Origin of the sequence: Hylemonella gracilis str. Niagara R, assembly GCF_000600295.1 — a bacterium.
Classification (GTDB): Bacteria; Pseudomonadota; Gammaproteobacteria; order Burkholderiales; family Burkholderiaceae_C; genus Hylemonella; species Hylemonella gracilis_A.
In genome coordinates this window covers 708,503-724,167 of sequence record NZ_JEMG01000001.1, presented here as the reverse complement: position 1 = coordinate 724,167, position 15,665 = coordinate 708,503, and the positions used below count along the sequence as shown (strand labels likewise).

The window sequence follows — 15,665 nt, the reverse complement described above, 5'->3', positions numbered from 1 at the left end:
ACAGTGGGCTTGCTTTTGCTTTTTCTGGAACCGCCCCGTGTCCCACGCCCCACGCACCGCCGAAGAAGTCCGCCGCCGGCGGACCTTCGCCATCATTTCCCACCCGGATGCCGGTAAAACGACGCTGACTGAAAAGCTGCTGCTGTTCTCGGGTGCGATCCAGATCGCCGGTTCGGTCAAGGCGCGCAAGGCCAGCCGCCATGCGACGTCCGACTGGATGGAGATCGAGAAGCAGCGCGGCATCTCGGTGGCCAGCTCGGTCATGCAAATGCAGTACCGGGAACACGTCATCAACCTGCTCGACACGCCCGGCCACAAGGACTTCAGCGAAGACACCTACCGCGTGCTGACCGCCGTGGACTCGGCGCTCATGGTGATCGACGCGGCCAACGGCGTGGAAGCGCAGACCCGACGCCTGATCGAGGTCTGCCGCCAGCGCGACACGCCCATCATCACCTTCGTCAACAAAATGGACCGCGAGGTGCGCGACCCGCTGGACATCCTGGACGAGGTCGAGCGTGAGCTGGGCATGCCCTGCGTGCCCATGACCTGGCCCGTGGGCCAGGGCAAGAGCTTCGGCGGCATCATCAACCTGCGCACCCAGGCCATGACGGTGTTCGAGTCGGGCAGCGAGCGCCGCCCGCAGGATTTCGAATCCATTCCGGTCAGCGACCGCGCCACGCTGCAGGCCCGCTTCGGCAGCGAGTTCGACACCGCCATGGACAGCATGGAACTCGCTACCGGCGCATCCCCCGCATTCGACCGCGAAGCCTTCCTCGCCGGCAAGCAGACCCCCGTGTTCTTTGGCTCGGGCGTGAACAACTTCGGCGTGATGGAGGTGCTGGACGCGCTGGTCGACCTGGCCCCCAGCCCCAAGGCCCGCACCAGCGCGCTCAACGGCGTCACCAAGGACGTGCAACCCGAAGACGACGCCTTCTCGGGCGTGGTCTTCAAGGTGCAGGCGAACATGGACGCCAACCACCGCGACCGCATCGCCTTCGTGCGCGTGGCCTCGGGCCAGTACCAGCCGGGCATGAAACTCAAGGTGCAGCGCACGGCCAAGGAATTGCGCCCGACCAGCGTCGTCACCTTCATGAGCCAGCGCCGCGAGGCCGTGGAAGAAGCCTACGCCGGCGACATCGTGGGCTTCACCACCCACGGCGGCGTGCAGTTGGGCGACACCATCACCGATGGCAGCGTGGCCTTGCAGTACACCGGCCTGCCCTTCTTCGCGCCCGAGCTCTTCATGACGGTGGTCCTCAAGAACCCGCTGCGCACCAAGCAGTTGCAGCAGGGCCTGGCCCAGTTGGGCGAGGAAGGCGCCATCCAGGTCTTCAAGCCCGAGATGGGCGGCAACATGCTGCTGGGCGCCGTGGGGCAACTGCAGTTCGAAGTGGTGCAGCACCGCCTGAAAAGCGAATACGACGCCGACGTGCGCCTCGAAGGTTGCCAGTACACGGGCGCACGCTGGATCACCGCCGACACGCCCGCCGAACTCAAGGCCTTCTGCGACGCCTACCCGCAGCGCCTGGCGCGCGACGCGGCGGACACCCTCGCCTACCTCTGCACCTCGCCCTACGACGTGCGCCTGGCCCAGGAGCGTTTCCCCAAGATCCACTTCCATCCGCTGCGCGAGCACGCCGGGCTGGCACTGGAACAGCACTGACAGCGTCACGCAACGATGCCATGATGCGGACGCACTCATCGCGTCCGCCTTCTGACACCCACCGCTTCTCAGCCCCGCGGAGCCCCGCCTCTGCACATCCTGACAACTCATACGCACGATTCCACGAGGAACCCGCCATGAAAACCCGCACCCTGTCTGCCTGTTTCGCCCTGACTGCCGCCCTGCTCGCCCTGCTGCTGACCGGCGCCGCCCAAGCCCAGAGCTTCCTGCCCAACCCCGCAGCCGCGACCACGATCACACTGGACGCGCATGCCTCGGTCGAGGTGGACAACGACCGCATGCATGTCACGCTCGGCACGTCCGAGGATGGAGAAGACACCCGTGCGTTGACGCAGCGGGTACTGGGGCGGCTGAACGAGGCGCTGGCCCAGGCACAAAAAACCAGCGGCGTCGAGGCCCGGCTCGGCAGCGTGACCACACAACCCATCTACGACGCCAAGGGCAAGACGCAGCGCTGGACGGTCAGCGGCAGCATCGTGCTGCAGTCGCGCAATTTCGCCGAACTGGGCGCCCTGAGTTCCGAACTCAGCCGCGACATGCGCATCCAGTCCGTCGACTTCTCGCTCTCGTCCGCCGCGCACGACAAGGCGCGGGACCAGCTCATCGCCGAACTGGCGCGCAGCGTCGACCAAAAGGCCCGCGCCACGGCGGCGGCTTTCGGTTTCGCGCAGTACCGCATCCAGACGCTGGCGCTCGACCAGTCCCAGGCCATGCCGCGCCCCATGCGCGTGCTGGCCATGGCCAAGGGCGCCGACATGGCCAGCGAGAGCATGCCGATGCCGACGGAAGGCGGCCGAACCACCGTCACCCTGCAGGTCATGGCCACCCTGCTGGCCGAAGGCAAGGCACCGGTCCGCCTGCGCTGACGACCCTGGTATTTCCCCGGAGTTTCAAGACCCTATTGTTTCTATTTTGGGAATACCGAGATTCGGTTTTGCCGGTTTATCTATTGTTTCAGCAAGCATACAGTTCATCCCATCGACGCAGCGCTCTTCAACAACGCGCATCGATGTGGCCTAGAGCTCGGTCAGTCCGACCTGCCGACCACTGCCCATTGAAGCAACCGAAAGGATTCCCATCATGAACCGCAGCACCTCCTTCTCCCTTGTCGCCATCGCCGCCGCCCTGATAGCCGGCCCCGCCCTGGCTGACACCTCCGCCAAGACCCGCGACCAAGTCCAGGCCGAACTGGCCCAGGCCGTGCGCACCGGCAACATCGTGGCCATCGGCGAAGACAACATGACGCTGAACCAACAATTCCCCGGTCTGTACCCCCAACAAACCGCCGACGCTGGCAAGAGCCGTGAGCAAGTCCTGGCCGAGCTGAGCACCGCCGTGCGCAACGGCGACGTGATCCAGGGCACCTCCAACAAGTTCAACCAGATGTTCCCCGATCTGTACCCGAAGCAAGTCGCCAAGGCCGGCAAGACGCGTGAGCAGGTCCTGGCCGAGTTGACCGACGCCGTGCGCACCGGCGACATCGTGGCCGCTGGCGAAGACCGCATGACGCTGAACGAGCAGTTCCCCGGCCTGTACGCCCAGCAAGTGGCGGCGCACACCAACACCGCCGCCCGCAAGGACGGCGCAGTGAACTTCAACTGAGTTCCAGCCACTGAGATCAAAAAACCCGGCCCTATGCCGGGTTTTTTGATCTCCCTGGGGCCGATGCGGCGACCTGTCCAACAGGCCCGGCATCCCCCCGACGCGACAGCGACGCGGCCATTCCAGGCCGACTAAACGACCCGCAACACCGAGGCAAGCGCTCAGCTTGCGGAGAACCAAGCCCCCAGCACCCGCTGCAAACGCCGATGGCCTTGCTGCAGATGCAGCATGTGCCCGCCTTCGGGAACGACCACGTACTGCTTGTCCGGATTGGGCAGGGCCGCGAAAAAAGGCAGCAAACCCTCGGTATCGGCCACATCGTCGTACTCGCCGTGGACCATCAGCGTGGGCACGGTGATGCGGCTGGGGTCCACCAGGGGCAGGCGGGTGAGCACATCGATCTGCGGGCCGGTGGGCGATTTCTCTTCCGCCGCCACGGCGGCGCGGGCGAAGGCGTCCATGACCGCCGGATCGTTCACAGCGTCGGGCGTCAGGGAATGGAACCGCAGCTTCCAGCCCTGCTCGGTGATGCGGATGTAGGGGCTGCGCTGGAACACGGCCAGACGCGGGCGGCGCGTCTTCAGGTCCGGGCTGTCGGCATGCATCTGCGCGTAGCTGGCGTAACGCGCCACTTTCTCCGGATAGGCCATCACGAACTGCCCGCCATACTGCGTGCCCCAGGACCAGGCCAACAGAAGCACACGTTCCACGCCGCGCAGCGCGCGCACATGGTCCACCACCAGGCCCAGGTCACTCGCGGCCTGCTCGGTTGTCAGGAAGGCGTCCGGTTTGGTAGAACGGCCGAAACCCCGCACGTCGAGCGCGTAGACATCGAAGCCTTGCAGCGCCAGAAAGTCCATGGTGCTGTAGCTGGGTTGGCCCGGCACCTGCAGGTCAAAACTCTCACGCCCCCCCGTTGCCGAACCATGGGCCAGCACCAGCACGGGCTTGCCTTGGGGACTGCCCGTGTATTTCTCCCAGACATGCAGGCGCAGCCCCTCGTGCTGCACCTCATGTGCCACGCCGTGTATTTCTTCCATCGCACTCACTCACCGCTCGGCGGCCCCGGATAATGTTGCCGCGCATTCTCCCCGAATCCTCATGCACTCCTCGCCCACGTTGCTCGCCCTGCCCACCTGGCCCGCCGAAGCACGCCGCCGCATCAGCGGCGTGCTGACCGACATCGACGATACGCTGACCACCGAAGGCGCGATCACGCCCGACGCGCGGCAAGCGCTGGACGCGCTGCGTGAGGCCGGCATCGCCGTCATCCCGGTCACGGGTCGACCCATCGGCTGGAGCGCGCCGCACGCGCGCAGCTGGCCGGTGCAGGCCCTGGTGGCGGAGAACGGCTCGGTCGCCTGGGTCGATGGGGGCGCGCGCAAGATCTACCAGCAGGACGAAGCCACGCGCCGCCGCAACCACGAACGTCTGCAAGAGGTTGCGCAGCGCGTGCTGCGCGAAGTGCCGGGCACGACGCTGGCCCAGGACAGCCCGGGGCGCGAGACTGACATCGCCATCGACCACAGCGAATTCACGCAGTTGCCACCCGAGGCCATCGACCAGGCGGTGCGCATCATGCAGGCCGAGGGCCTGAACGCCACGGTCAGCAGCATCCACATCAATGGCTGGATCGGCGCGCACGACAAATGGAATGGTGCGCGCTGGATCGTGCGCGAGTTGCTGGGCCGGGAGCTCGGCGAGGAGCTGGACCAGTGGGTCTACGTCGGCGACTCGACCAACGACCAACTCATGTTTCAGCATTTCCGACACAGCGTGGGTGTAGCCAACATCGCGCGCTTCCTGCCCCAGCTGACACACCGGCCGCGTTACCTGACGACGGGGGAACGCGGCGCGGGCTTCACCGAGCTGGCGCGCGCGCTGCTGCAGAGCCGGTCTTAGTCAGGCGGAGCGTTCCCGCGCGACGCTCAAGCAGCCAGGGGCTGCTTGTCGTCCAGTCGCAGGTCATCCACCCGCAGCCGGGGCAAGCGACCTGGATATTGGCTCTGGATGAAGTCGATCAGCGCCTCGCGCACCTTGCAACGCAGCTCGAACATGCGCGGCGCGTCCTGCGCGGTCACCAGCGCGCGCACCTGCATGGCGCGGTCGTTGGTGTCCGTCACATGCAGCAGGACCATGCGCCCGTCCCATTCCGGGAAGGTTGTGACGACTCGCTCCAGCTCGGCACGCAGCGGCGCCAGTGGCAGGGCGAAATCCACCCACAGGAACACCGTGCCCAGCAGGGCCGAGCCGGTGCGTGTCCAGTTCTCGAAGGGGTTGTCGATGAACCACTGCAGGGGGATGACCAATCGTCGATCGTCCCAGACGCGAAACACGACATAGGTGCCGGTAATTTCCTCGACCCGCCCCCACTCTCCCTGCACGATCAGCACATCGTCGATGCGGATGGGCTGAGTCAGCGCGATCTGCAGACCCGCGATCAGATTGCTGAACACCGGACGCGCCGCGATACCGACCACCAAGCCCAGCACACCGGCCGAGGCGAGCAGACTGGTGCCCACTTGGCGAGCACCAGGAAAGGTCATCAGCATGAAGGCCAGACCGGCAAGGAAAACGACCACCTGGGCCAAGCGCGATAACACGCGCGCTTGCGTGTGGACGCGCCGAGCCTCCATGTTCTCCTCCACGTCCACCGGGTAGCGCGCGAGCACGCCATTGGCGAACCCCGTGAGCGCGCGCATGGTCAGCGAGGTGCACAGGCCAATCAGCAGCAGGCCCGTGATGTGGCGCGCGCCGTCCATCCAAGGCAGACTCCCGGGCGAGGCTTGCAAGACCAGTAGACCCACCGCCACGGGCACGGCCCAGCGCGCGGGCCCCAGGACGGACATCAGCACATGGCGCAGCATGGACTCGGGCGTGGTGACGCGCACGATCAGGCGCCGCCCCGCGTAAAACGTCAACACGCTCAGCGTCACCGCCAGCACCAGCACCAGCAGCACCCCACCCCAGGTGGAAGATACGGGAGTCAGCAGGTTTTCAATCCAGGTCAATGTCGGCACCTCCTTGCGCAGTCGTTGGATTCATTTTTCGGAACCCGCTGTTTTAACGGCTATCGCCTGATGCGCCAAACCGGCTCCTCAATCCCTTCCGTGTGGAATGTTTTCCGCCACCACGTCCGCGTCACAGCCATGACCCGCCGCGATCCAGCGGCGCAGCCAAAACTGTTTCACGATGCGCCACCAGCGCGGCCCGCTTGGGCGCGCGGGCACGAGCAATCCACACAGGTAACGCCGCTGCACCGCGTCCCAGCGCAAGGCGGCGCAGGCCCCGCGCCAGCGCCGCGAAACCAGCACGCCCAAGGGGCATGGCGCGTGCAGACAGCACAGACCGCAGCCGTTGCAGGGCGCGCCGATGTCCGGCTTGGCGGGCGCCTCGGTCTCGATCAGAATGATGCGCTGGATCATGGAACGTGATTCTCGCGCGACGCCCGACCTCGCTCAGACCGCGTGCACCGCTCCCCTCACACGTCCTCCTTGTCAACCCCATGGCCCACGAAGCACTTGCCGAGCACTGCATCGAACTGTTCTCACCCCTGGGGCACGCGCACGCCAAGCGCATGTTCGGCGGGCACGGCCTCTACGTGGACGAGCTTTGCATCGCCTTCATCGTGGAGGGCAGGCTCTTTCTGAAAACCAGCGAGACAACACGCCAGCGCTTCATTGACGCGGGTGGCCAGCCCTTTGCTTACCAGCAAAGCTCGGCGCGCAAGCCCACCGTCGTCACGAGCTACTGGACACCGCCAGCCGAAGCACTTGAATCACCCGCACTGATGCTGCCCTGGGCGCGACTGGCGATGGAAGCCGCGCTCGCGGCACGCAAGCCTCCAAAAGCGCCCCGGGCCATCAAGTCCACCCAATCCGCCACGGCGTCCGACAAGCCCCGTAAATCCGGTGTCACCGCCAAGAACACAGCGTCCCAATCCAAACCTGCGACCAGACCCCAACCCAAGACAGGCACGCCGCGCTCCGGCAAACGCTGAGCCGTCGTCCGGCTTCGCAAGCTCGCTGTTCAAACCACCAACAGGCGCGCCGCGAAACCCATCAGCACCAGCCCCATGGCGCGCTCCAGCCAATGGCCGCTGCGCAGAAAGCGCTGGCGCACCAGCGGGCTGGTGAAGACCAGCGCCACGAAGCTGAACCAGGCCGCGATGGCCGCGCACATCCACAGCCCGTAGAAAGCCTGCACGGCCAGGGGCGTGCTCGCGCTGACCAGCGTGGTGAACATCGCCAGGAAAAACAGCGTGGCCTTGGGATTGGTCGCGTTGGTCACGAAACCCGTCCAGAACGAGGTGCGTAGGCTTTGCGCATCCTGCGGCCCCGCAGCCATCAGCGCGGCATTCGCCTGGTCCACGGCCATGGGCTGGCTGCGGATGAACACGAATCCCAGGTACAGCAGGTAGGCCGCGCCCAGCCACTGGACGACATGCAGCAGCCAGGGCGTGGCCTGCAACAGCGCGCTCACGCCGAGCAAGGTATAGGCCACGTGCAGCGCCGTGCCGGCGCCGAAACCCAGCGCCGTGAAAACCCCCGCGCGGCGGCCGTGGCGCACGCTCTGGCGCACCGCGATGGCAAAGTCGGCGCCGGGCGCCATCACCAGCAGGAAGTGGATCAGGGCGAGGCTCAGAAACTCGGAGAGATAGACGGAATACGGGGCAAAAAAGGTATGCAGGGTCATGGCATGCAGCGATTCACAAAACGATGCAGGCAGTCTAGAGGCTAGCGTTCAAAGTGATAATCCGTCCCGGCTTCAAATCATTTGTTCCCCATGAGCACAAATCAGGCCCAGCATCTGCTGAACGAAATGGCGGTTTTCGTCCGGGTGGTCGAGACGGGCAGCTTCTCGGAAGCGGCCCGCCAGATGGCGGCCACGCCTTCGGCGGCCAGCCGCGCCGTGGCCCGGCTCGAGAAGGCGCTGGGCCAGCGCCTGCTGCAACGCAGCACCCGCAAGCTGCGCCTGAGCGAGGGCGGCCAGGAGGTTTACACGCACTGCCGCGAGATGCTGGATGCGGCGCAGGCCGCGCTCGAGGCTGCCGGCCAGCGGGGCGAGGAACCCCGGGGGCAGTTGCGCATCAGCGTGCCCAAGGCCATCGGGCGGGTGCTGGTGCATCCGCACATGCCGGACTTCCTGGCGCGCTACCCGCAGGTGGATGTGCTGCTTCGGCTGGAAGACCGCTACATGGACCTGTACGACGAGCAGATCGACCTGGCCATCCGCATCACCGACCAACCCCCGCCCGGCCTGATGGGGCGACGCCTGCTGCGCATCGATCACCTGCTCTGTGCCACACCCGAGTACCTGGCACAACACGGCGCGCCCGCACAACCGCAGGAACTGAAGGCCCACAACTGCATTTACCTGGGTGAAGAGCCCAGTGACTCACGCTGGAAATTTCGCCGGGGCGAGCAGAGCGCGATCGTGCAAGTGCGCGGCCGTTACGCGGCGAACCACACCGGCGTGCGGCTGGACGCTGTGCTGCGGCACCTGGGCATCGGCAGCCTGCCGCGCTTCACCGCCCAGCAAGCGCTGGCCGAAGGCCGCATCGTCCCGGTGCTGCCGGACTGGACCTTCCAGACGAACTACAGCGGCGACGCCTGGGCGCTGTACCCGCGCACACGGCATGTCGCACCCAAGCTCAAGGCCATGCTGGATTTTCTTGGGGAGCGACTGCGGCAGGATGTGCCAGCATCCTGACATGGCACGCAACATCGAAATCAAAGCCCGGATGGCGGATCGCGCGCGGGTACTGGCCTGCCTGTTGCCACTCGCCACCTCCGGACCCACCGAGATATCTCAGGACGACACCTTCTTCAAAGCAGCTTCGGGGCGCCTGAAACTGCGGGAATTCGGCGACGGCACGGGCGAGCTCATCCACTACCAGCGCGCGGACGACGCAGGCCCCAAGACCTCGTCTTACATCCGCTCGCCGACGGCGGAACCGGACACGCTGCGGCAGGCACTGACGCTGGCGCACGGGCAGATCGGCCGCGTGCGCAAGCAGCGCACGCTCTACCTGATCGGGCGCACGCGGGTGCACCTGGACCGGGTCATCGGCCTGGGCGAATTCATCGAACTGGAAGTCGTTCTCGATGACGAGGAGACGCTGGAGTCCGGCATGCAGGAGGCAGAACAGATCATGGCGGCGCTGGGCATCGCGGAGGCCCAGCTCGTGCGGGGTGCCTACCTCGATTTACTGAGCTGAACAGCCCCATCCGCCGGTTGCTCCCGGTCGGCCACCGCAAGCGGGCGCACCCGCCACTTATCCAGCGCCACCGTGGTTAAAGCTGTGGACAAGTACCTGAACAAGTCGCATGGGCCGCGCCAACCTTGGCTTGGCGGCCCGTGCCTGTTCAACAGGCACGGGCGGGGCGATGCGTTTGCGCGGTCGGGCTCAGTGGCGCGCCAGCACGGGCGCCAGCGCCACACCCGTGTGCGTCCCCAACCGCACCACGTCTTCAGGCGTGGCAGCGGCGATGACACGACCACCGTCTTTGCCCCCTTCGGGCCCGAGGTCGATGATCCAGTCGGCTTCGGCGATCACGTCGAGGTCATGCTCGATGACGACGACGCTGTGGCCCCCATCCACCAGGCGGTGCAGCACGCGGATGAGTTTTTCCACATCGGCCATGTGCAGGCCCACCGTGGGTTCGTCCAGCACGTAGAGCGTGTGGGGCGCTTTCTGGCCGCGGCGCGTCACGTCATCGCGCACCTTGCTCAATTCAGTCACCAGCTTGATGCGCTGGGCTTCCCCGCCGCTCAGCGTCGGTGAGGGCTGGCCCAGCGTGAGGTAGCCCAGGCCCACGTCCTTGAGCAGTTGCAGCGGGTGCGCGATGCTGGGCATGCTGGCGAAGAAGTCCACCGCTTCGTCCACCTCCATCTGCAGCACATCGCCGATGCTTTTGCCGCGCCAACTCACGGCCAGGGTCTCGGGGTTGAAGCGCGCGCCGTGGCAGCTTTCGCAAAGCACTTTCACGTCGGGCAGAAAACTCATTTCGATGGTGCGCACGCCCTGGCCTTCGCAGGTGGGACAACGCCCCTCGCCCGTGTTGAAGCTGAAGCGCCCCGGGCCGTAACCGCGCGCCTTGGCCTCCAGCGTTTCGGCGTAGAGCTTGCGGATGGTGTCCCAGAAACCGATGTAGGTGGCCGGGCAGGACCGCGGCGTCTTGCCGATGGGTGTCTGGTCCACTTCGAGCACGCGGTCGATCTGCTGCCAGCCTTCGACGGACGCGCAGCCGCTCCAGGCCGGATGTGACCCACGGCCCTGGGCGTCGCGCCCGGCCTTGGTGGTGCGCTGCGCCACCGCCGCCTGCACATTGGCCAGCAGCACGTCCCGCGCCAAGGTGGACTTGCCCGAGCCGCTGACACCCGTCACGGCCACCAGGCGATGCAGGGGCAGCAAGGCATCGACGGATTGCAGGTTGTGCAGGTTCGCGCCCATGACGGCCAGCCACCCGGTTTCGCCCACGGCCCGGCGCGGCTGCAAGGGGTGCCGGATGGCGTTGAGGAGGTAACGGCCCGTCTGCGAATCCGCGGCCTGCGTGAGATCACCCACGCCACCCTGCGCCACCAGCCGCCCGCCGCGCTTGCCCGCTCCGGGGCCGATGTCGATCAGGTGGTCGGCGCGGCGGATGGTGTCTTCATCGTGCTCCACGACGACCAGGGTGTTGCCGCGCTCGCTCAGCGTGTGTAGGGCGTCGAGCAGGATGCGGTTGTCGCGCGCATGCAGGCCGATGGTGGGCTCGTCCAACACGTAGCAGACGCCTTGCAGATGGCTGCCCAGTTGCGCGGCCAGACGGATGCGCTGGGCTTCCCCGCCGCTCAGCGTGGGTGCGCCGCGGTCCAGCGTGAGGTAGCCCAGGCCCACCTGTTCCAGGAACTCCAGGCGGCTCTTGATCTCGGGAATCAGGTCGCGCGCGATGTCGTTCTCTCGTTGCGTCATGCGGCCATGCAGGGCCAGCGTTTCCAGCCAGCGCCGGATGTCTCCGATGGACAGGCGGGCGATGTCGGCGATGCCCGAGCCGCTGAACTTCACGGCCCGCGCGGTCGCGTTCAGGCGCGTGCCTTCGCAGCTCGGGCAGACCGTGTCGCCCACGTCTTCCACCTCGGGTTCGGCAAAGGTCTGCTCACGGCCGCGCTCCTTCTCGTCGCGCACGGAATCGTCGAGCACCTTGCGCTGGTCCCGGGTCAGCTTGACGCCCGTGCCCACGCAGTCGGGGCACCAGCCATGCTTGCTGTTGTAGGAGAAGAGGCGCGGGTCCAGTTCGGCATAACTCGTCGCGCAGACCGGGCAGGCTCGCAGCGTGGAGAACACCTGCAGCCGGCCGATGCCCGCCGTGCTGCCTCCGTTCGTCATCGCCTCGGCCAGGCCGTCGAGGTCACTCAGCACATGGAGCACGCCCTTGCCATGCTCCAGCGCCGTGGCCAGCTTCTCGCGCAGCAGGGCCTCGTTGGCCGGCGTCACGGTCAGGCTGGCCACCGGCAATTCGATGGTGTGTTCCTTGAAGCGGTCGATGCGCGGAAAACCCGTGGTCGGCAGGAATGCGCCGTCCACGCGCAGGTGGGTGTAGCCGCGCGGGCGGGCCCAGTCGGCCAGCTCGGTGTAGACGCCCTTGCGGTTCAGCACCAGGGGCGCGAGCAGGCCGATCTCCTGGCCCCTGAACTGCTTCATCAACTGGGCGAGGATGCTTTCCACGGTCTGCGGCTGCACCGCCGCGCCATCGTGGATGCAGTGCTGCACGCCCAGCTTGACGTAGAGCAGACGCAGGAAATGCCAGACCTCGGTGGTGGTGCCCACCGTGCTCTTGCGCCCACCGCGCGACAGGCGCTGTTCGATGGCCACGGTCGGCGGGATGCCCCAGACCGCGTCCACCTCGGGCCGGCCCGCCGGTTGCACGATGCTGCGCGCGTAAGCGTTCAGGCTTTCCAGGTAACGCCGCTGCCCTTCGTTGAACAGGATGTCGAAAGCCAGGGTGGACTTGCCCGAACCCGACACGCCCGTGATCACGTTGAACTTGCCGCGCGGAATGTCCACGCTCAGGTTCTTGAGGTTGTGCTCCTTGGCGTTGACGATGCGGATGGCGTTGTCCGCGCCAGCCGCCTTCTTGGGCGCGGCCTTACGGCCGGGCGTGAACGCGCCCAGGTAAGGCGCCGCATCACCCTCGTGGGCCGTGTGCGCCTCGCCCATCGCCGCCGCGTACTCCCGCAGCGCGCGCGCGGTGTGGGACGTGGGGTGCTGGCGCAGCTCCTCCGGCGTGCCCACGGCCACGACCTGGCCGCCGGCTTCCCCCCCCTCCGGGCCGAGGTCGATCAGCCAGTCGCTGGCGCGCATCACGTCCAGATTGTGTTCGATGACCAGCAGGGAATGACCGGCGTCCAGCAGCTTGCGCAGCGCACGCATCAGCTTGGCAATGTCGTCAAAGTGCAGGCCCGTGGTCGGCTCGTCGAACAGGAACAGGGTGCCCTTCTTGGCGATGAACTGGCGGCTGCCCGCAGCGCGCGCGGCCTCCGCCAGAAAGCCGGCCAGCTTGAGGCGCTGCGCCTCGCCACCGGACAAAGTGGGCACAGGCTGGCCCAGGCGCAGGTATTCCAGGCCCACGTCGGCGATCGGCTGCAAGGCACGCAAGACCTCGCGGTCCTGGGCAAACAACTGGGTGGCTTCATGAACAGTGAGTTCCAGCACGTCGGCGACGTTGAAGGCACGACCCGCGCGCTCGATCGTGACTTCGAGGATCTCGGGTCGGAAGCGCTTGCCATCGCAGTCCGGACAACGCAGGTAGACGTCGCTCAGGAACTGCATCTCCACATGCTCGAAGCCCGAGCCGCCGCAGGTCGGGCAGCGGCCGTCGCCGCTGTTGGCGCTGAACTTGGCGGCGGTGTAGCCCCGCTGCCGGGCCAGCGACGCGTTGGCGTAAATCTCGCGCACCGCGTCCCAGGCGCCGACGTAACTCACGGGGTTGGAGCGCGCCGTCTTGCCGATGGGCGACTGGTCCACGAACACCACGCCGGCGAGCTGCTCGGCGCCGAGCAGCTGCTCGTGCGCGCCCGGCGTCTCGGTGGCCTGCCCGAAATGGCGCATCAGGGCCGGGGCCAACACGTCCTGGATCAGCGTGGACTTGCCCGAGCCGGAAACACCCGTCACGCAGACCAGGCGCTGCAGCGGGATCTCCACCGACACATTCTTCAGGTTGTGCTCGCGCGCGCCCTCCAGAATCAAGCGCGGGGTGTTCGCGGCCACCATGCGCTTGAAACCCATGCCGATCTGCTTGCGTGCGCCCAGGTAGGCACCGGTCAGGGTGTCGGCGTTCTTCAAGTCTTCCGTGCTGCCGTCGAAGACGATCTGCCCGCCCCGTTCGCCCGGCCCCGGCCCCATGTCGATCATGCGGTCGGCGGCGAACATCACGGCCGGGTCATGCTCCACCACCACCAAGGTATTGCCCGCGTCGCGCAGGCGCTGCATGGCCTCGATGATGCGGTGCATGTCACGCGGGTGCAGACCGATGCTGGGCTCGTCCAGCACGAACAGCGTGTTCACCAGGGACGTGCCCAGGGCCGTGGTCAGGTTGATGCGCTGCACCTCGCCACCGGACAGCGTGCGGCTCTGGCGGTCCAGCGTCAGGTAGCCTATGCCCACGTCGCAGAGGTACTGAAGGCGGGCGTTGATTTCCTCGAACAGGAGTTTGAGCGCTTGTTCTTCCCCTGTTCTGCTTGCACTGGTCGAACCCCCTCGCCCTTCGACGGGCTCAAGGCGAACGGAAGCGACGCGCTCAAAAAACTGTCGCAGCTTGTCCAGCGGCAGCAGCATCAGGTCATGCAGACTCAGGCCCGGCAGGGCATCCAGCTGCGCGCGCGTCCAGTCCACGCCCACGGGCATGAAACGCTCGTAGCGTTGGCCTCCGGGGAGGCCGTCGTCGCCTGGGATGGCCCGGCGCGACGCTGGCGCCAGCACCGCGTCCGCGTCTTCCTTCGTGCCGATGCGCCAAAGCAGGCTCTCGGTCTTGAGGCGCGCGCCGCCGCAGACCGTGCAGGGCGTGTAGCTGCGGTAGCGCGAGAGCAGCACGCGGATGTGCATCTTGTACGCCTTGCTCTCCAGGTAGCCGAAGAAGCGGCGCACGCCGTACCACTGCTTGTTCCAGTTGCGCTCCTTGAAGCCGGGCACGCCTTCGATGACCCAATCCTTCTGCGCTTGGGTCAGCTTGTACCAGGGCGTGTCGCGCGGAATGCCTGCCGCCTCGGCGTGACGCATCAGGTCGTCCTGGCATTCGGCCCAGGCCGGCGTCTGGAAGGTCTTGATGGCCCCAGAACGCAGTGTGAGTTTTTCATCGGGAATGACCAGACCAAAATCGACACCGATCACCCGGCCGAAGCCCCGGCAGGTGTCGCAGGCGCCCACCGCCGAGTTGAAGGAGAACATCGACGGAATGGGCTCGGCGTAGCGCAGGTCGCTTTCGGGGCAGTGCAGGCCGGTGGAATATTTCCAAACATCAGGAAGCTCGCCTTCGTCCTTCAAGGCATACACGTTCAGCCGCCCACCACCGCGCTTGAGCGCAACTTCAATGGCCTCGACCACACGGGCGCGTTCGGCGTTGCCCAGGCGGAAACGGTCCGCCACGACATCAAGCACTTTCCTGGGGCCGGACGGCGTGCCAACTTCGCGCTCGGCCTGCACGCGCGTGAAGCCGCTGGCGGACAGCCATTGCTCGACTTCCTGCGCCGTGGTGTTGCCCGGCAACTCCACAGGGAAAGTCAGTACCAACCTCGGATCAGCACTGGTCTGGGCCCGCTCCACCAACTGCGCGTAGATCGAATCCGGCGTGTCGTGCCGCACGGGCAAAGCGGTCTTCTTGTCGAACAGCTGACCGGCACGGGCGAAAAGCAGCTTGAGGTGGTCGTTCAGCTCCGTCATCGTGCCGACCGTGGAACGCGAACTGCGCACCGGGTTGGTCTGGTCGATGGCGATGGCGGGCGGCACGCCCTCCACCTTGTCCACCGCAGGTTTGTCCATGCGGTCGAGGAACTGGCGCGCGTAGGCGCTGAAGGTCTCGACGTAACGGCGCTGGCCTTCGGCGTACAGCGTGTCGAAGACCAGGCTGGACTTGCCCGAGCCGCTGGGCCCCGTCACAACCGTCAACTCACCGGTGCGGATGTCCAGGTCCAGGTTCTTGAGGTTGTGCTGGCGCGCGCCTCGGATGCGGATCAGGCCCTGCTCCGGCCCTGGGTTGTCTTGTGGGAGCGCCTGCGTCTGCGCGTCTACTGCTTGCTTGCCTGCGGTGCTGCCCTGGGTCATGACGGTGGCCGTGAAATGTTCGGGGCAAACATTCTAGGGCGCGGGGGCGCTGCGTGCGCGCGGGACATGGGCATG

At 66.5% G+C, this 15,665-nt stretch carries 12 protein-coding genes; 7 read left to right on the top strand and 5 right to left on the bottom strand.

Annotated elements, in window-relative coordinates; all coding sequences use genetic code 11:
* Nucleotides 1-37 precede the first annotated feature (37 nt).
* The 3 genes from AZ34_RS03285 (at nucleotide 38) to AZ34_RS03275 (ending at nucleotide 3,289) form a co-directional block, all read left to right on the top strand.
* Nucleotides 38-1,666 (top strand): peptide chain release factor 3, encoded by a 1,629-nt coding sequence (locus AZ34_RS03285; RefSeq protein WP_035604744.1) that lies wholly within the window; start codon nucleotides 38-40, stop codon nucleotides 1,664-1,666.
* Nucleotides 1,667-1,803: 137 nt separating this feature from the next.
* Nucleotides 1,804-2,553: an SIMPL domain-containing protein gene (locus tag AZ34_RS03280; RefSeq protein ID WP_035604742.1), complete on the top strand. Its 750-nt coding sequence runs from the start codon at nucleotides 1,804-1,806 to the stop codon at nucleotides 2,551-2,553.
* Between the two features lie 214 nt (nucleotides 2,554-2,767).
* Nucleotides 2,768-3,289 (top strand): DUF4148 domain-containing protein, encoded by a 522-nt coding sequence (locus AZ34_RS03275; RefSeq protein WP_051509493.1) that lies wholly within the window; start codon nucleotides 2,768-2,770, stop codon nucleotides 3,287-3,289.
* A 161-nt stretch (nucleotides 3,290-3,450) separates the two neighbouring features.
* Here the strand turns inward: AZ34_RS03275 and AZ34_RS03270 are convergent, their stop codons facing one another.
* Nucleotides 3,451-4,329 carry an alpha/beta fold hydrolase gene (locus AZ34_RS03270; RefSeq protein ID WP_035604740.1) on the bottom strand — a complete coding sequence of 293 codons (879 nt, stop codon included), beginning with the start codon at nucleotides 4,327-4,329 and terminating at the stop codon, nucleotides 3,451-3,453.
* Between the two features lie 61 nt (nucleotides 4,330-4,390).
* Between AZ34_RS03270 and AZ34_RS03265 the strand changes: the two genes are divergently transcribed.
* Nucleotides 4,391-5,191, top strand: a complete 801-nt coding sequence (locus AZ34_RS03265) for an HAD-IIB family hydrolase (protein WP_051509492.1) — start codon at nucleotides 4,391-4,393, stop codon at nucleotides 5,189-5,191.
* Nucleotides 5,192-5,217: 26 nt separating this feature from the next.
* Here AZ34_RS03265 and AZ34_RS03260 read toward each other — a convergent pair whose 3' ends face one another.
* Both AZ34_RS03260 and AZ34_RS03255 read right to left on the bottom strand, forming a co-directional pair.
* A complete protein-coding gene (locus AZ34_RS03260) occupies nucleotides 5,218-6,300 on the bottom strand; it encodes a mechanosensitive ion channel family protein (RefSeq protein WP_331280895.1) in 1,083 nt (360 codons plus the stop codon).
* A gap of 87 nt (nucleotides 6,301-6,387) precedes the next feature.
* Complete coding sequence (locus AZ34_RS03255; RefSeq protein WP_035604739.1) at nucleotides 6,388-6,714, bottom strand: hypothetical protein; 327 nt, start codon at nucleotides 6,712-6,714, stop codon at nucleotides 6,388-6,390.
* A gap of 80 nt (nucleotides 6,715-6,794) precedes the next feature.
* Here AZ34_RS03255 and AZ34_RS03250 point away from each other — a divergent pair, with 80 nt between their 5' ends.
* Nucleotides 6,795-7,289 carry a TfoX/Sxy family protein gene (locus AZ34_RS03250; protein WP_081767058.1) on the top strand — a complete coding sequence of 165 codons (495 nt, stop codon included), beginning with the start codon at nucleotides 6,795-6,797 and terminating at the stop codon, nucleotides 7,287-7,289.
* A 29-nt stretch (nucleotides 7,290-7,318) separates the two neighbouring features.
* On the opposite strand, the gene AZ34_RS03245 is transcribed toward AZ34_RS03250, so the two are convergent.
* Nucleotides 7,319-7,984 (bottom strand): LysE family translocator, encoded by a 666-nt coding sequence (locus tag AZ34_RS03245; protein WP_035604737.1) that lies wholly within the window; start codon nucleotides 7,982-7,984, stop codon nucleotides 7,319-7,321.
* A 90-nt stretch (nucleotides 7,985-8,074) separates the two neighbouring features.
* Here AZ34_RS03245 and AZ34_RS03240 point away from each other — a divergent pair, with 90 nt between their 5' ends.
* A complete protein-coding gene (locus tag AZ34_RS03240) occupies nucleotides 8,075-9,001 on the top strand; it encodes a LysR family transcriptional regulator (RefSeq protein WP_035604735.1) in 927 nt (308 codons plus the stop codon).
* A gap of 1 nt (nucleotide 9,002) precedes the next feature.
* On the top strand, nucleotides 9,003-9,509 hold the full coding sequence (locus AZ34_RS03235; RefSeq protein ID WP_035604732.1) for a class IV adenylate cyclase: 507 nt from the start codon (nucleotides 9,003-9,005) through the stop codon (nucleotides 9,507-9,509).
* Between the two features lie 189 nt (nucleotides 9,510-9,698).
* On the opposite strand, the gene AZ34_RS03230 is transcribed toward AZ34_RS03235, so the two are convergent.
* Nucleotides 9,699-15,590, bottom strand: a complete 5,892-nt coding sequence (locus AZ34_RS03230; RefSeq protein ID WP_231495449.1) for an excinuclease ABC subunit UvrA — start codon at nucleotides 15,588-15,590, stop codon at nucleotides 9,699-9,701.
* Nucleotides 15,591-15,665: the final 75 nt, after the last annotated feature.